General features: G+C 34.0%; 10 protein-coding genes. All 10 read right to left on the bottom strand.

Annotated features, from left to right (window positions below):
- Positions 1-280: 280 nt before the first annotated feature.
- Positions 281-2689 carry a T9SS type A sorting domain-containing protein gene (locus Q0739_RS11835; RefSeq protein ID WP_298238947.1) on the bottom strand — a complete coding sequence of 803 codons (2409 nt, stop codon included), beginning with the start codon at positions 2687-2689 and terminating at the stop codon, positions 281-283.
- A gap of 430 nt (positions 2690-3119) precedes the next feature.
- The gene (locus Q0739_RS11830; protein ID WP_298238946.1) at positions 3120-3788 is read right to left on the bottom strand and encodes a ThuA domain-containing protein; all 669 of its coding nucleotides are present in this window, start codon (positions 3786-3788) and stop codon (positions 3120-3122) included.
- A 153-nt stretch (positions 3789-3941) separates the two neighbouring features.
- Complete coding sequence (gene fsa, locus Q0739_RS11825; protein WP_298238945.1) at positions 3942-4595, bottom strand: fructose-6-phosphate aldolase; 654 nt, start codon at positions 4593-4595, stop codon at positions 3942-3944.
- A 27-nt stretch (positions 4596-4622) separates the two neighbouring features.
- Positions 4623-6644, bottom strand: coding sequence for a transketolase (locus tag Q0739_RS11820; protein WP_298238944.1), 2022 nt, complete (start codon positions 6642-6644; stop codon positions 4623-4625).
- 235 nt (positions 6645-6879) lie between these two features.
- Positions 6880-8538 carry a TIM-barrel domain-containing protein gene (locus Q0739_RS11815; RefSeq protein ID WP_298238943.1) on the bottom strand — a complete coding sequence of 553 codons (1659 nt, stop codon included), beginning with the start codon at positions 8536-8538 and terminating at the stop codon, positions 6880-6882.
- Between the two features lie 140 nt (positions 8539-8678).
- Positions 8679-10196, bottom strand: a complete 1518-nt coding sequence (locus Q0739_RS11810; protein ID WP_298238942.1) for a sulfatase — start codon at positions 10194-10196, stop codon at positions 8679-8681.
- 489 nt (positions 10197-10685) lie between these two features.
- A complete protein-coding gene (locus tag Q0739_RS11805) occupies positions 10686-11834 on the bottom strand; it encodes a cellulase family glycosylhydrolase (RefSeq protein ID WP_298238941.1) in 1149 nt (382 codons plus the stop codon).
- 465 nt (positions 11835-12299) lie between these two features.
- Positions 12300-13217: a hypothetical protein gene (locus tag Q0739_RS11800; protein WP_298238940.1), complete on the bottom strand. Its 918-nt coding sequence runs from the start codon at positions 13215-13217 to the stop codon at positions 12300-12302.
- Positions 13218-13289: 72 nt separating this feature from the next.
- Complete coding sequence (locus Q0739_RS11795) at positions 13290-14948, bottom strand: RagB/SusD family nutrient uptake outer membrane protein (RefSeq protein WP_298238939.1); 1659 nt, start codon at positions 14946-14948, stop codon at positions 13290-13292.
- A 12-nt stretch (positions 14949-14960) separates the two neighbouring features.
- Positions 14961-18170, bottom strand: coding sequence for a TonB-dependent receptor (locus Q0739_RS11790; protein ID WP_298238938.1), 3210 nt, complete (start codon positions 18168-18170; stop codon positions 14961-14963).
- Positions 18171-18193: the final 23 nt, after the last annotated feature.

The raw sequence follows: 18193 nt of genomic DNA, 5'->3' as shown, positions 1-18193 counted from the left end.
TTTGCTTTTCTAAATCCTTACGTCTAACTCAAGTTAAAAAGAAGCCAATGCCTAGAGCTATACTTTTGTATGGGGTAAATCTATTAAATACTATAAGAAGCGTGCCAAAAATAAGAGGCTGTCTAAAAAGTAAGTTCGATGTCATATTGAGCTTGTCGAAATATTTTTAACTTACTGATAATCAAAATCGATTTCGACAAGCTCAACCTGACAAATCAAATTATAAAGACTTTTTAGACTGCCTCTTTGTTTTAGAAAAAAATTAAACTTTTTGCATCAACTAATTCTTAATAATTTTATGTATTTCACTACCATCATTTTTAACTATTTGTAAGAAATAAATACCTGTATTTAAATGTGATAGATTTACTTCATTAAAGGCTGTAGAATTACTGCTTACCGTTCCGCTTACTACTAAAACACTAAACTGATCATATATATTATATTGTGTGTCTGTAGTTGTAGAAATTGGTGATATTAAATAAATACTATTTGAAAAAGGGTTTGGAAAAATACCCCAATCATTATCTTCAGTAGTTACAATTCCTTCGTCACAATTCGCACCTACTTCCTTTTTGAAGAAACGTGCTGTTAAAGCAGGTATTGCCAAAGATGCTCCATTGGTAAACTCATCATTAGTCACATCCTTAAAAGAACAGCTACTTTCCTCTTCAAAATCTATATTTACTTCGGTATCATACTCTGAATTGTTTACAATAACAAATCCATTTTCAAACTCACGGAAAACGACCAATGGCCCTGTTATCATTTCTACATTTTTAATCTTCATATCTTTCAACTCTTCAAAAGATAGTTTTAGTGTTGTATTTTGTTCTGTATTTTTTCTAAGGTAAAATAAATTTGTATGATATCCTTTAGTTCCTGCAATTCCTAAAAATTCTTTATAATGCTTGTTGTTATCGATATCATCATAATTTAAACTTTCAGGTAAATATCCTATTACAGAAGTTGGCACAGCACTAGTGGCATCAAAACCTGCTACAGGCGCCATGGCTTTTAAATCCATTTTTAGAATTATTTCATTAGAAAGGTCTATACCCGATAAATAAAGATGTGTATATTCTTTTGGCATTTCTTCTTTATCAACATCCACATTAGGAAACTCAGCATCCAACAAAGCAGCCTCAGTACTCATTCCCGAATCATTAGCTTTTACAGTCCATGTTGTTCCGTCACTAAAAGTTCGTAAAGTACCATTTCCTACAACAGCAGAATTCATAAGTGAATCAATAGATATCATGATATTCTCTTCAGAATATGCTATCTTTAAAGGTGCAACCGGTAGCCCTAACCATCCTGTGTCTCCATTAATATCGCCCTCTAATAAATAGGGGTAATCAATATAATCAGGAGATTTAATAAGTCCTGAAGCAACACCTAATACGGTACTCATACCATGAGATAAGGTTATAAATTTTGATTTGTCTGCTTCTGGAACAGGATTTACCTTATCGGCTATAAACGAGAATTGCTTATCTCTACCAAATTTTTGCCAATACGTATAATTATTAATCGTGTTAGTAATACCTCTATAAGCATCTAAATTTGAAACTAAGCCTTCTAACTCTAATCCGTTAAATTCATCAATAGATTTTTGATGGCGTAATAGACTTCCATCGGAAATAATGATTGTTTCATCTCCTAAGCGTGTTCTTAGTTTTTTAGCAAAATCGTTTTGACCAATACGCCACCGATTTTCTCCATTAATATAGCCTCCATCAGCTATATTATCGTTATTACTATCAATTTCTGGCTTTACAAAAAAAGCAGCAATATCTAAGGCTACACCATTAGTATATGATATGTTTGAAGGAAGATCTACCGTTTCTTGTCCAATAAAATCAGAAAAAACATCAGATGCTTGGTCTCCATTAGCATCAAATGGACAATCGATACTTAAATTTAAACGCCAATAAACATTCCTTGACCAAGAATATCCTGTAATAGGTAAAAGTATAGCTTGGTCTTTTAAAAATTTAACAGATGTCGAACCGTAACACCCTCTTATAACTGTAATATTTCCTTCAGCTTCGTTTATAGATACTAAACTTAGGTATTCATACTTACTCCAATCTCTATCTCCATTTTCATCTAAAGCTACCATAAGAATATCAGAAGGAATATCTATATTTGGATTTCCAGACTTTCTATACACATATTCTTTTAACGAAAAAACGTCAGTATTACTCACTTTTAAAGTCGTTTTATCTCGACCACTATTTTGCTTTAAAATACTTCCTGGTTTAAATGCAAAATGTCCTGGAAAGTAATTGGCTTTAGCTTTCCTTTGATGGTCTTGATAATCATGAACTACAGGAGCAACACCATTAATATGAGATAAAATATGTTTTTCTGGAGCAGCAGTTAAAAAGCGATGTTGCATTTCTCTTAGTGGAATTATGGGACTACCTTTAGCCTCTAACTCACTGTTTGTATAAGAGTGCCCATAATTTTGACCAAATCCAACTACTTGCTCAAGAAAATCATTCTGTGTTTCAATACTTTGTTTTTGCAAATACGTGTCATTCCTAAAAATAAATACTTCTGGAAACGTTGTCTCGGTGTTGTGCCAATTTTCATAATTGACACTTAAACTATCTTGAGAGAACGTCAGGTTAGTGAAGAGAGAAATAGCAATTAAAAAAATCCCTTTTTTTAAATTTTTCATATTTATTTGGTTATTGAGTTTGTTAATTGCTAATATAACAAAAAATAAGTGTAAAAAAAACACTTATAATATTTTAAACAAAAAAAAATGCAATATCTATAAAATTAACTTGAAAAATATATAGAGAATTCCTTAAAATGAACATCAAATTTAAGCATAATAGCACAAGCTCTATCGTGATACTCTTCAAACAAATCTTCATAGTATTTTCCTTTTTTAAAATAGATAAGTGCCACTCCATAAGCTTTAGTAGTAATCCGTCTTCATTTTAAACTCAAAATCTGTATTATTATTTGTAAAGACTGAGATATCTTGAATTGTTTGTACAGCATATTCATTTCAAATTTTAACAAACTCTTCGCCTGCAATAAATCGATTAAAAACTGTCTATTTAGGTCACCCCAAAAAACAGTCACTAATAAATACAATATTAGTCTATAACATACTGTATCCCTCCAAGAATATGTTTTAAAAATAGATCATCGGAATAACTATCAATAGTGTGTCCTAATCCTGTGTAGAACATTTTGCCTTTTTTAACTTTCTGACACCAACTAATAGGATGGAATTCACCGTTTAATCCACCAGTATATGTGGTTTCGTCCAAAGTAAGTAATACATTAATGTTAGGGTTGATATTTTTAAAATTATACCACTCATCAAACTTTACCCATGTCTTATTTAAGAAACTAGTAGCAGGGTGTTTACAATTTTTTACGTGTATTGTAGCATTTTGCTTTTTAGGATGTTTTAAAAAATAAGCTCCTACCATATTTCCATACCAAGACCAATTATGTTCTGTGTCCGTAGCTGAATGTATCCCTACAAAACCTCCTCCTTTTTCTATATAATTCTTAAACTGTTCTTTTTCTTCGTCATTAAAAATATTTCCTGTGGTATTTAAAAAAACAACAGCATCATATTTATGAATATTTTTAATCAACTCGTTAGAATTCTCGGTGGCATGTACCAAAATGTTATTTTGTTCTCCTAATCGTTTGATACTCTTAACCCCTACCTCAATTGATTTATGTCTAAAACTCGATGTTTTAGAAAATACTACAATTTTTGTTTGAGCTACAAAAGCTGTACAATACAATATACTTTACTAAGAGTAAAATTTTTGCTTTCATAAAATGATATTAAGCGATTAACAATATACATAAAATACAGATTTACATCACACTGCAACAAAACAAAAAAAGCGTTAAGAAAATATTCTTAACGCTTTTTATTTTTATGTGAAAAAGGATTAGTTCCCTTTTGCGTAATCCGCTAAAAATTGAGCCAAACCACTATCAGTTAATGGGTGCTTTAACAATCCTTCAATAGATGATAAAGGTCCTGTCATTACATCAGATCCTATCTTAGCACAGTTAATTACGTGCATTGTGTTACGTACAGATGCAGATAAAATTTGTGTATCAAAATCGTAGTTATCATAAATCTCACGAATTTCTTCAATTAAGTGTAATCCGTCTGTAGAAATATCATCTAAACGACCTAAGAATGGAGAAACGTAAGTAGCTCCTGCCTTAGCAGCTAATAATGCTTGACCTGCAGAGAATACTAAAGTTACGTTTGTTTTAATTCCTTTGTCAGAAAAATATTTACAAGCTTTTACTCCTGCAGCAATCATTGGTAATTTTACTACAATTTGTGGATTTAAAGCAGCTAATTCTTCACCTTGTTGGATCATTCCTTCATAGTCCGTAGCAATTACTTCAGCAGAAACATCTCCATCTACTAAGTCACAAATGTCACGGTAGTGTTGTAAAATGTTCTCAGCTCCAGAAATTCCTTCTTTTGCCATTAATGATGGGTTTGTAGTTACACCATCTAAAACTCCTAAAGCTTGAGCTTCTTTAATTTGCTCTAAGTTAGCTGTATCAATAAAAAACTTCATATTCTTTTGTTTAAATATTATTTTATGTTATTTGTTTAAAAATTCTAAAACTTGTTTCGAAACTTGAGGCCCTGTAAATCCGAACTTCTCATCTAATACGGCTGCTGGTGCAGAGTATCCAAAGTGGTCTAATCCAAATACTTGACCTTTATCACCAACCAATCCTCTTAAGTTTACAGGTAAACCTGCTGTTAAACCAAATTTAGGTGCTGCTGCTGGCAATACACTTTCTTGATAAGCTTCTGACTGCTGTCTAAATACACCTTCTGAAATTACAGAGGCAATAGCTATTTTTAAATTGTTCTCTTTTTCTAAAATTTCTGCTGCTGCTACTAAGGTAGCTACTTCAGATCCGTTTGCAATTAAAACAACATCTGGATTTTCTACTTCTTGTACTAAGTATCCTCCTTTTTCAGCTTGCAAAGCACTGTCAAAGTTAGTAGAAACATCTTTAATTCCTTGTCTAGACAAGACTAAACCTGTTGGTACTTTGTCATTTTCCATAGCCATTTTCCATGCTACTTTTGTTTCAGCAGAATCTGCTGGACGTAAAGCTACAAAACTTGGAATTCCACTATGATTTTTTAATTGCTCTAACAAACGTAATTGTGCTTCTTGCTCAATAGGTTGGTGTGTAGGTCCATCTTCTCCAACTCTAAAAGCATCGTGTGTCCAAATATATTTTACTGGTAATTCTTGAATAGCACTCAAACGCATTGCTGGTTTCATGTAATCAGAAAACACAAAGAATGTAGCTACTACTGGAATAACCCCTCCGTGTAATGCAATACCGTTTGCAATACAAGCCATAGTTAACTCAGCCACTCCTGCTTGTAAGAAAGCTCCATTAAAATCTCCTGCTTGTAAAACAGTTGTTTTCTTTAAGAAACCATCTGTTTTATCACTGTTAGATAAATCTGCAGAAGAAACAATCATGTTTTCTACATTTTCAGCTAAGTATCCTAATACGGCTGAAGAAGAAGCTCTTGTTGCTAAACCTTCTCCTGTTGCAATAGATCCAAAATCTAAGTTTGGTAACTCTCCTGCTAAGAAACTATCTAATTTAGTTGCTAAGTCTGCGTTTTCACTTCTCCAAGCTGCAATTTCTTCTTTTTTAGCAGCAGCATCTTTAGCTTTTTGTGCTAATACTTGTTTGTAGTGTGCTTCAACATCTCCGTAAATAGCAAAAGGATCATTTACATCTGCTCCTAAATTCTTTAAGGTTTCGTTAAAATCTGCTCCTGTATCACCAATAGGTTTACCGTGTAATTCACATTCTCCTTCGTACTTAGAACCTTCTGTAGTTACACAACCTTTTCCAATAATTGTTTTACCTATAATTAAAGTAGGTCGCTTTTCTTCAGCATTTGCTTCTGTTAAAGCTTGTCTAATTTCATCGTGATTATGTCCATCAATCGTAATAACTTTCCATCCCCAAGACTTATACTTCATTTCAGTATCTTCTGTAGTTACTTCATCAGTAGCTGAAGATAATTGAATGTCATTAGAGTCATAAAACATAATAAAGTTGTTCAACCCTAAATGACCTGCTATTCTACCAGCTCCTTGAGAAATTTCTTCTTGAACTCCACCATCAGAAATAAATCCGTAAACTTTGTGGTTCATCCAATCACCAAATCTAGCTTTTAAGAATTTTGCTGCAATAGCTGCACCAACTCCCATCGTGTGTCCTTGACCTAAAGGCCCTGAAGTATTTTCAATTCCTCTTTCTACATCTACTTCTGGATGCCCCGGAGTAATTGAACCCCATTGTCTAAAATTCTTTACATCTTCTTTTGCGTAGTTCCCTAATAAATAATATTGAGCATACATTAAAGACGATAAGTGACCTGCATCCATAAAAAAACGATCTCTGAATGGCCAAGCCATATCTGTAGGATCATAATTTAAAAATTCTGTATATAAGACGTGCATATAATCTGCACCTCCCATGGGACCTCCTGGGTGTCCTGAATTTGCTTGTTCAACCATTGCTATGGCCAATGCTCTTATATTATCTGCTGATAATTGGTCTATACTCTTACTCATCTTTTTGGTTTTTAATAAAATATTATACTAAAAAATCATGCTTATTTTTTATAAGTGTATTTTTTACACTTGCAAATATAAACATATTTTTTTATTGATGGACAAAAAAGACCTATAAATTAAGAGCTAAAAAAAAGCCAGTTTAACACTAGTACTAACTACTTAACCGTATTAATGAGAGTAGTCGGTCACAAACTTTACTCAAACAGTTTGCGAAATGCAGTTTAATACTTTATCAAAATTTTAACTTCATACTGAATTTAGCACCTCGCTTTAGAATAAATAACTCTTTTTTTTCAGCATCATACACCCACTCATCTGCATTCTTTACACGCTTAGGCTTTAATTCGCTTTGTATTAAAAATGCATAAGGTTGATTAGATGTTCCGTCAACTTTTACACTATTTTTATTGCCATTATAAGTAATATTGACTGTCTCATAATCAATTCCATCACTTAGAGGCATGTGATATTGGTATGTAGATTTATTATCATCAGGCAGAATATAGATTGTTTGTTTTCCTGCCAATGAAGCATCTCCAATACTAGAGAAGTTGTTGGAGATTTCCATGGGAATGATAGCTCCCTTCTTTATAAAAAACGGGTATTGATTGAGTGCATAGGTATTGGAAATTTCAGTGCCTCCTGAATGTACTTTTTTTGTCCAGAAATCCATCCATTCCCCTTGTTTTGGGAGGTTGAATGTTACTGAGTTGTTTTCTGAACTTATGATTTTTGTGAAGATAGACTCTCCTAATGTATGGCTCTCCTGCTCATAAGACCAGTTTTGTATAATCGTTCCACCGTTTTTATGAGCATCAACACCAGCACTAAACAAGTAAGGGACTAACTGCTCATGTAACCACACCGCCTGCCGATAAGCTTTTGTAGTCTCTTCGTCATGCCACCAGGGTAAATGGTTGGTAAATGCGCCATTCATACCGCCATTAACCATAGCTGCCGTGAATGCCCCAAATTGCGCGTACCTAATGAGCTGTTGTTTAGTAGAACCTGCTCTCCAAAAACCGCCCACTTCGCAACTAATGGCGCCATATCCAAATTCAGCACTTTTGTAAATATTATTGATTTGCAATTTAATGCCTTTCCAGTTTCCTGAAAAATCACCACACCAGCCTAAACCTAGTTTATTGACTGGAGCATATACTCCTGGTTTGTTTGTTTTTCCTCCTTGATGTGAATATGGTCTCGCCAGAATGATTCCATCTGACTTCTTACTGGTGATATAGTCAGACATACTGCTGTAATAATATTGTCTGAAAGTTGTATTGTCTAGTTCTCCTATTGAAGTTTTGACTGTATCTCCAAAGAAGGAAGCGGCATTATCAACCTTGAATCCATAAACACCCTCAATGGTGACTTTATCTAATTGCTTATTCCACCATTGGACAGCTTCAGGATTGGTGAAGTCTATATACACGCCTTTTCCTTTCCACCATTCAGATTCTTCACCATTGTTTACTACGAATCCCTTTTCAACCACTTCATCAAAGTAAGGGTTCTTTTGAAGCGGCACATCGTTTCCTATTGTATTAAGTGCCCCCGTGAGCCACAAGATTACTTTAACTCCCTTTTCATTCAGCGTCTGAATCATTTCGGAAGATTTGGGATATCGTTGGGTATCCCAATTAAGGTCATTGTAGGAATTAGACCAGGGACTGTCTATGATAATGCCATCTACTGGCATTTGATGCTCCAAATATAAATTTACAAGTTTTATCGCATCCTCTTGTGTGTTTCTATTGTCTTCCCAGACTATATGCCCAAAAGCCCATTTTGGAGTGATTGGAGGTGTTAATTCTAATTGAGCAAGTGTTGTTTGAATACATATTAAACAAAGAGTTAGGGATAAAAGTACTTTTTTTATTGTTGTCATTTCAATTAATTAGTGATGGTCATTCAGGTTTTCCCTAAACCTACATCCTGTTAAATTCTGTAAAGCATTTTAGTTTTAATTACTCAACCCTTTCAAAGAAGTTAATAAGTCATAAACTATTCCTTTTACTTTATAACAACTTACTTTATAACAGCTTTGGGATAGCCATCTAAAATAGTTACTAATTCTTTTACTTTTTCAGGATTGGCTTCTGCTATATTTTTTGTTTCGCTATAATCATTTTCAAAATCATATAGTTCATAGATCACATCATTGTTATCCTTTAGATTGCTCCAACGTACCATCCTATGGTTTTTCGTTCGAATAGCTTCTCCCAAATATCCGCCCATAGTAAAACAGTGGTAGGCATGAGTTTTAACTTCCTCAGATTGTTTTTTAAGAATTGGTAGTAAACTTACACCATCTATAGGCTGTGGGCAGCTACTATTATCAGGTATTTTAAGGCCAGCTAAATCTGCGAGTGTTGGAAACACATCAACAGACTCTGCAATTTGTTCTGTAGAACTATTTGGTGTGGTTACCCCAGGTGCAACAATGAGTAAAGGAATACGTGTTGCCTGTTCAAAATTGGTATGTTTTGTCCATATCGCATGATCGCCTAAATGCCAGCCATGATCTCCCCAAAGTACAATAATTGTATTCTTATCGAGTTCTAATCTTTTTAATTCGTCCATGACTCTCCCTAACTGAGCATCCATATAACTTACACTGGCATAATACCCGTGGATAAGTTTTCGTTTAATGGAATCTGGATAAATACCCCACTTTTCAGGGATGGGTTCAAATTGATCTATTTCAATACCCTTTTTGATTACAAAATCTGGAGCTCCTTCTGGCTTGCCTTCAAATTTGGGCATTGGTAATGTTGAAGGATCGTACATATCCCAATACTTTTTAGGAACCGAAAAAGGCAAGTGCGGTCTTGCAAACCCCAATGCCATAAAAAAGGGTTTGTCTTGATTTTTCTTCAAGCTTCTTAACCGGTCTATGGCATGATTTGCAGAACGTCCATCTGCATAGGCATCATCTACAACATCAGGACTTTCCCATGCCGCGCCTCTTGGTAATTCTTTATTTGAGGGTGTATCTTCAATATACAAGCGTGTGTTTTCAAAAAATGCTTCCTCTCTTGTAAGTTTTCTGCCTGTACTTTCTGGAACGAGGTATTCAATAACTTTTTCTTTATGGTGTGGTACACTCCAAGAAGCTTCATCATTAGTATTCCCATGCCCCACATGAAACACTTTACCAATAGCTTCGGTATGATATCCTGCTTTTTGAAAATACTGTGGCATAGTAACAGCATCAGGGATAACATCTCTAAATTCATTTGCAAAACCATAAATCCCCGTACTAGTGGATCTTGAACCGAGTAAAATATTGTATCTCGAAGCAACACAAACGGCTTGATTAGCATAGGCTTTATTAAATCGCATTCCGCTAGATGCAAGGTTATCAATATTTGGGCTAACGACATAAGAATCGCCATAAGTACCCAGAGTAGGCTTAAGGTCATCAATCAGAATCATTAAGATATTTGGTTTTGCACTTTGCTCATTAACATGAACTGTACGCTTCGGCTTATCGGAACATGAAAAAACGGTAAGAAATAATACCAGTAGTTTTATTATTTTCATAATTTATTAAATATGCATTAATTTATGTAATGAATATTTTTAAAAATAGTAGTTTTTTAATTTGAATCAACTAGAATAAGTGAAAATATTTCTTGAGATAATGTATTGTAATTTGATTTTATCTGACAATTCTTAACTTATTTGAAATCGTTTCATTTCTCTTTCATAATGATTCTTTAGCATAATCCTTTAAAAAAATTATACGTCTAACAAAGAATAGGCATAGGTTAATTACCTATGCCCATTCAACAACTAAACTACTACTATTAAACAAATTCTTTCAATAACTTTATTCGTTTAGAATTAACATTGTAAAAAAAACCTGTTAAATTGATTTCAATATGTTTTAATAAAGTATTTAAACCTAGTGACTAACTCAAAATAATTAATTTATTAAAAACTTCTTTACAAAACTTTGATGATAATAGATACAATCTATCAAAACAGAGTTGCTCAATTTAACAAGTTTTTACAAAGTCAGGGTAATGTTTATTTATTAGTTAGGGTTTTAATTAAATCTATTTCTCCTTGATCATAAGGTGTGCCATCTTGTCTTAAAATATCATGATGCCATATCTCTGGTTCAGCAGTAAATGTTTCTTGCCATGAGTGCCATGGATAAATAGTATTGGTTTTACCTGATACAAATCCCCAACTTATAGCTCCTATATTTTCTTCCTTAAAAAGAGGCATTAAGTTTTCAAAGGTATTATTTTCACTACGTGCCATATACTCAGTACAAATTATAGGACGCCCATATTTTTTTAATTCTGAAATTTTCTTGTTTACTATATTAATGTCTTTATCATAAGTATGAAAAGTAATGATATCTGAGTTTTCTATCATAACTCTATCAACGTCTAACAACTTTTCAGGCGTTCCCCAATTATTGATATCATTCCACCAAATACCCATAGTTATAGGTTGAGACGGATTTACTTCTCTAGCCCATTTAAATGTTTTCTTTACTAATCGTAAGGTATATTTACGTTTTATATCTGGAGCTAGTTCGGTTTTATTTACAGATTCTTCACCATACCAACCTGTATTTTCTTGAGTTGGTTCATTATATAAATCCCATACAGCAACACGATTATCATTTTTAAAAGCTGAGAGTACGCCTTTAACATAAGCTTCTAATAATGGGTGCATTCCCTCATTTTGCAAGTATTCTTTACCTGGTGCTTGTAACCATCCTGAATTGTGTCTATGGGGTACAGGTTCTCTTTGTTTTCCTAATTTTGGATTAGGATCCCAAACATCATCAAACAAGACAAACATAATTTTAATATTGTATTTATCTGCTACTTCTAAAAACTGATCCATTCTATCTATAAAAGCACAAGAATTTTGTTGCCATAGTAAATTGTGCAAATACACTCTGTGAAGGTTAAAACCTAAATCTGCAGACCATTTTAATTCTCTATCAATGGTTTCCAAATCAAACGTTTCTGCCTGCCACATCTCTAATTGATTGATGGCTGTACTTGGACTAAAATTTGTGCCCGCAAACCAATCATAACTACTATACCATTTATTAGCTTTTTCTTCAGACCATTTACCTTCGTAAACTTGTCCATACATTTGAATCGTCAAAAAACTTATAAGCAATATACCTATGCTAATTCTTTTACTCATGCCTTTGCTATTTATATTTTTATAAATGAAAAACCTTTACTCTTTTCTTTAGTTTATAAAAATCAGTTATCTAAAAGATGAAAACTACAAAACTTTAATTTTCAGACTTATTCAAAATCTGTCATTTCTTAGTCAAAATTAATCACTTAACTAACCTTGACTGAAACATTTGTTTTATAATCTTAAAACAATAATTGTTAACAACACCTTAAGGGAATTTTACATAACAAATTATTAATGAATACATAATTCATTACACTTATTTGCTTTTTACTTAACCCTGTTTAATTATTCTTACTACTCCAACAAATTTAAATAGTTAGAAAAAGGTTAATATTTAAGCAGTTTAATTCCATTATTATCTTAGATAAAAAGAGCAGCCTTTTAGACCAAAACTGCTCTTTATCTTTTCTAATTTACTATACTATATTGTTGTATTTATTTTTTTACTACTACTAAAACCTATTATCTTGGTTGAGGAGCAGGACCATCTGTAATTGAAATTAAATCAATACGTAATGCAAAGTCTTGTGCAGGCAACCTTGATATAAAGTTATCTGGACCTAAACCAGAATCAACTGTAGCACCAACATCTTTTGGAATCACAAAGAATTTAATCATTTGATGTGGCACATCTAAAGATACCGCATCAAATGGCTCATCTGGTATGAAAGGACAACAAACTAGCTGTGAGTTATCTGCAAACAAAGCAGCAATACTAAGAGAATAAAGTTTCCATTCGTTATCTGTTGGCCCAAAATCAATGGCATGCTCAAATATCCAAAAATCAGCTCTAGTAGCATTTTCGGTTTGGAACATAAGACCTAATCCTGCTTTGGCTGTTCCTGTATTTACCCAGAAGTTTAGGTATGGATCAGCTAAGTCCGTAAAATCGACACCTGTATCGGTATCATTATCAGGATTATTATCCCAAGCTGCTGGCCAGTACTTAAAGTCATGGAAGTTTCGTGCAGGAGTTGTCTCATTTCCATCAGCATCTAATACAGACTCAGAAGCAGGAGTAATTAACCTTAAGTAGTTATTACCTTCAAATGCTGGTATATCTGTAGCATCGTTACGTCCCATTCTACCAGAAGGGCTCCAAAAATCAGCTCTAAAAACCCATGCAACTTCACTTCCAACGTCTTCAAAATCCATAATTACCCCTAAACCATTAAGATTCATTGGGTCAAATGGTTGACAGTTAACGTCATCTGGATTTGCTTCACAGAAGCAGTCAGCTGTTTCAGGCGTGTACGTAGGACATGGATCTACGACAACACCACCGCCATTATCGTCACCACTACTACAAGAATTCAGACCTATTATAGCTCCTAAAGCTAAACATACGCCTATTGTTAAAAATACGTTTTTAATGTTCATAGTTTAAATTATTTAAAAAGTTAATAAAAAGTTTAATTATATATTTAATTCAATTAATATTCATGCATTTATCTAATAGCCTCTATTTTGCTCAATACCCCAGCCTACTGCATCTTGAGATGGAATTGGAAATACAGGGACTGGATTAATATACACTTCGTCATCTGCCAACGTATGCTCTTGTATATTATCTCCTGTTTGGTATAAATTATCCATTACACTAATGTACCTTCCTGTTCTAACCAAATCCCAGAATCTAAGTTGCTCCATGGCTAATTCCCTTCTTCGTTCATCATAAATAAAATTAAGAAGCTGCTGTCCTGATGCTGGAATATCGCTTTCTAGTAACGGAGAAAAACCTGTTGCTGCCGTTTGATTTGGTTTAGAAGGGTCAAAACCAATTGGATATGTACTTGCGCTCGCACGTGCTCTAATCTCAATTAATCTTTGTCGTGCTTGTCCTGGTTTTGATTCATGATAGGCTGCTTCTGCATTCATAAGTAATATATCTGCATATCTAAACTTCATAATATTACCTGTAGAAGCTTTATCATCCCCTCCATTCCATATAGCTGGATCCATTATTGCCTTTCTAGAATGGTATCCCGTATTATTTCTTACACTTTCTTCCATTAATACACCATACACATACTCACCCACAGCTAGTGCCACAGAAGGTCTTCTAGCATCATTAGGTGCATAGGCATTTGCCAGATTTTGAGTTGGGATATTGAAACCCCAGCCTCCCATAAACTGAGGGCTCTGAGTTAATGTCCATTGACTTCCTGTATATGGCCCTCTTTGTCTCCAATCACTTCCTGGAATTGCTTGAATTTCAAAAATTGATTCTACTCCATTCTCATGATCTACTTCATGAATAAGGGCATAATTAGGTTCTAAGCTATAAGAACCATAAGCTTGGGCAATAAAATCATCAGTAATATCTAGCAGATTTTTCCAAGTATAAGATTGCGCATTTACTGTACCTAACTGGTACATAATAGATCTTGCTAAGTATGCCGCTGCAGATCCTTTATTTGCTCTACCAAATTCTCTAACGCCTTTCTCAGGAAGATTTTCTATAGCAAACCTTAAATCAGCATCAATTAGGGTATAAATATCACCTACTTTTGCCTTAGTAAAATTTCTCGCTGTAAGTAAATCTGGATCTATTGGCTGATCAAACAAAGGAACTGGACCAAAAATTTTAACAAGTGTAAAATAACTATAGGCTCTAAGGAAATGAGCTTCTCCTTGTAGTTCTAATTTTAAGTCCTCTGAAATGGTTGCTTCTGAACTTGTAAGTAATGTAAGTGCTTCATTAGCACGTGAAATTACTACCCAATGTTTAGCCCACAAGGCACCTATATTACCATTACCACCATTGGCTGTAAAATCTTTTAAAAAAGTTACTCCTGGTTGATCCCCATTAGTCGATCCTTTTTCCGAATCATCACTTGCAGTATCTCCAAACCAAAATTCATAGGCATGATTGGTAGTCTTAAAAGAGGATTCTCCCCAACCAATGGGATCGTAAACGCCATTTATTAATTCTCTCGCTGTAGTTTCATCCTTGACCAAAACAGTTCCTGAAACCTCTGTCTCTGGGATTTCTTCTAAAAAATCTTCACATGAACTCAGAGATACAGCTATAAGTAAAATGATTACTTTAAGTGAAGTAAGCTCATTTTTCATATCTTTTAGTTTCATTTTATTAAATATTTTCTTCATTGTCATCAAAATTTAAAATCCAATATTAACTCCAACATTAAATGTTCTTGCTTGCGGATAGTTTCCAAAATCAACTCCAATTGAGAATGGGTCTGGACCTTGTCCTATTTCTGGATCAAGACCATTATAACCTGTAATTGTTAACAGATTATCAACTGAAGCATAGAACCTTATATCTAACTCTGTATCTTCATTAATCTTCCACTCTGGACTATAACCTACCTGTACGTTTCTAACTCTTAAATAAGAACCATCTTTGATATACAAATCGCTATACCAGTCATTTTGTGTAACCTGTGAAGTAAGACGCGGTTGAGAATTGGATGGATTTCCTGGTGTCCATCTTCCTAATCTGTCTGTTGTTAAATTATTAAATTGTGCAGACGAACCATTTATGTAATAATCAAAAACATTTGCTATTTCATTCCCTTGAACTCCAGCTAATGAAAATGAAAAATCAAAAGCTTTATAGTTAGCAGAAAAACTTAATCCGTAAGTAAAATCTGGAATTGCACTTCCTAAATTAACGGCGTCATCTGTAGTTATGGAACCATCGTTATCAGCATCAAGATACTTTACATCACCTGGTCGCGCTCTTTTTTGAATCTTAGCTTGCTCTGAAGATTGCCCATTCAATGTTGGGTCATTAGACACTATCGTACCTACATAATCACTTCCAACATTGGTAAGAATATTTCCATCTTCATCAATTGGCATGTTAGAACTATTAACAGCACGATAAGAATCAATTTCTTGTTGTGTTTGAAAAATACCCAAACTTTGTAATCCGTAGAATGACGCAAACTCTTCACCTACAAGGGTTCTTGTAGCTGGTATCTGAGTTTTACCATCACCAATTCCTCCATCGATACGCTCACCGCCACCTATGTCTGTTACCTCATTTCTTATAAAGGATATATTACCATTTACACTAAAGCTAAAATCTCCGAAGCTTTGACGATAGCCTACACTAAACTCCGTTCCCCAGTTTTTCATGGATGCCGCATTTGTAGTTGCAGCTTGAAGACCAGCAAAAATAGGCACAGGAGCATACTGCGTATCTACTAAAAGATCTTCTGTAACCTTATCAAAATATTCTGCCGTTAGTGTTAATTTGTTACTTAACATCGTGAGATCGATACCAAAATTGGCCATTTTTGACGATTCCCATGAAATTTCTCTTGCAGGCATGAATACAGCAGCCCAACCATTTGATGCAGTTTGATTATCAAATGAATAGAAAGATTCATTAGTCATTATAGAAAGAAAAGTGTAAGGCTGTATAGGTGCTTGATTACCAATAATTCCATACCCTCCTCTTAGCTTAAGTTTTGAAATTATATCTGTTTCAGGAAAGAAAGACTCCTTATCTACATTCCACCCAAGTGAAACAGCTCCAAAATCTCCTCCTCTAGAACCTTTTGGAAATTTACTAGAGTAATCTCTTCTATAAGACCCTGTTATAAGGTACCTATCGTCATAAGAATAAACAACTCTTCCTAAAAGCGACAGTAAATTATAGTTTCTAACTTGTGGCGCACGAGCATCAAAGGGTGCATCAGAGTTAGTTAAATCTGTCCATGTAGCTGAACTATTAGATTGAAAAGCTTCAAACCCAACAACAGTATTTAAAGAATGTTTTCCAAAACTTTTACTATAAGATATTGTATTGGTATTCTGAATATTATCTATTTCTTGAACTCCAGATATTAAACGTGTTTCGGTAGATGACTCGTTAGAAGAAATTTGAGGTAAACCCGTCATAGGGTCAATAATTTTACTGGTAACAACAGTTGTAGGTTCCGTCTTATCTATGTTAGTAGATTTTGTTTCATCAAACACTACAGAAGATTTAAGCGTTAAACCTTTAATCAATTCATAAGAAACCTCAATCATTGGCTGAATACGTGTAGAGGATATTGTATTATTATCCTGTAACTCCACTGCTAAAGCAGGGTTACCTATATCTGTAAGTCCAGTTCTATCATAATTTCCTGTTATAGGATCTCTAACTGGGTTTATAGGATCTTTTCTTAACGCAGTTCCTATAGGGCTCGTATAAGGGTCTGCTCGAAAATTCACAAAGTCATTCGATGTATACTTAACACCTGTTTTCACTTTTAATCCCTTTAGAGGAGACACTTGAAGCTCTGCATTAAACTGCTTACGCTGTTGATTTGTATTTTTAATAATACCCTGCTGATCAAAGAATGTTCCACCTAGCTTATAATTAAAAGCACCTGAATTACCTCTAACCGAAGCATTTACACTATAAACACTGGCCAATCTAAATACCTCATCCTGCCAATCGGTACCTCTAGCTACACCAGTTGCAGCTTCATTAAGCCACGCTTCAAGGTCACTTGTAGGCTGAACTGCAATAGATTCCCTATACAATTGCGAATACTGAGATGCATTTAACATGTCCAGTTTATTCCAAGCTTGCTGAACACCGCCATAAGCATTTATTTCAACTTGAAGATCATCTTTTACAGTAACTCCTTTAGTTGTAATTAGAATTACCCCATTAGACCCTCTAGAACCATAAATTGCGGTAGCCGAAGCATCTTTAAGCACTTCCATTGACTTGATATCATTAGGAGATATATTATCGATATTATCAGTAAGCACACCATCTACAACATATAATGGGTCAGAATTATTAAAAGACCCCACGCCTCTTATTCTAACTGAAGAATTTTGTCCAGGCGCTCCACTAGCTGAAGTAACTTGCACACCAGCAGCTGCACCTTGTAAACTTTGTTTCACATCTATAGATGCAAATTTTTTCATTTGTTTTGTATCAACAGATACTATTGACCCCGTGAGATCACTCTTTTTAACAGAACCATAACCTACAACAACAACCTCATCTAAAGACTCGGTATCTTCTTCCATAGATATATTTAATACAGTTCTTCCGTTAAGCGCTACTTCTTGGGCTTTAAAACCTAAATAACTAAACACTATCGTGCTAGAAGCAGGCACATTATCTAATGTATAATTACCATCAAAATCTGTTAATGCACCTTTAGTAGTTCCTTTAACTAATATGTTTACACCTGTTAGAGGCATATTGTCAGCAGCAGATATCACAGTACCACCCACATTAACGGTTTGTGCTTGTACAGTAGATATCATTAATGTAAAAACAAATAGGAACACATATTTGTGTGTAATTTGTTTTTTGATATGTTTTACATATTTTTTCATTAGTCTCATTTAGTTATATTTTGATTTGAATT

It is taken from the genome of uncultured Algibacter sp. (assembly GCF_947487605.1).
In the GTDB taxonomy this organism is placed as follows: domain Bacteria; phylum Bacteroidota; class Bacteroidia; order Flavobacteriales; family Flavobacteriaceae; genus Algibacter_D.
This window is presented reverse-complemented; position numbering and strand designations above follow the sequence as displayed.

Bases quoted from the DNA above. Each gene is read 5' to 3' on its own strand.
- Q0739_RS11835 (WP_298238947.1), bottom strand. From the start codon at position 2,689: ATGAAAAATTTAAAAAAAGGGATTTTTTTAATTGCTATTTCTCTCTTC.
- fsa (WP_298238945.1), bottom strand. From the start codon at position 4,595: ATGAAGTTTTTTATTGATACAGCTAACTTAGAGCAAATTAAAGAAGCT.
- Q0739_RS11820 (WP_298238944.1), bottom strand. From the start codon at position 6,644: ATGAGTAAGAGTATAGACCAATTATCAGCAGATAATATAAGAGCATTG.
- Q0739_RS11815 (WP_298238943.1), bottom strand. From the start codon at position 8,538: ATGACAACAATAAAAAAAGTACTTTTATCCCTAACTCTTTGTTTAATA.
- Q0739_RS11810 (WP_298238942.1), bottom strand. From the start codon at position 10,196: ATGAAAATAATAAAACTACTGGTATTATTTCTTACCGTTTTTTCATGT.
- Q0739_RS11805 (WP_298238941.1), bottom strand. From the start codon at position 11,834: ATGAGTAAAAGAATTAGCATAGGTATATTGCTTATAAGTTTTTTGACG.
- Q0739_RS11800 (WP_298238940.1), bottom strand. From the start codon at position 13,217: ATGAACATTAAAAACGTATTTTTAACAATAGGCGTATGTTTAGCTTTA.
- Q0739_RS11795 (WP_298238939.1), bottom strand. From the start codon at position 14,948: ATGAAGAAAATATTTAATAAAATGAAACTAAAAGATATGAAAAATGAG.
- Q0739_RS11790 (WP_298238938.1), bottom strand. From the start codon at position 18,170: ATGAGACTAATGAAAAAATATGTAAAACATATCAAAAAACAAATTACA.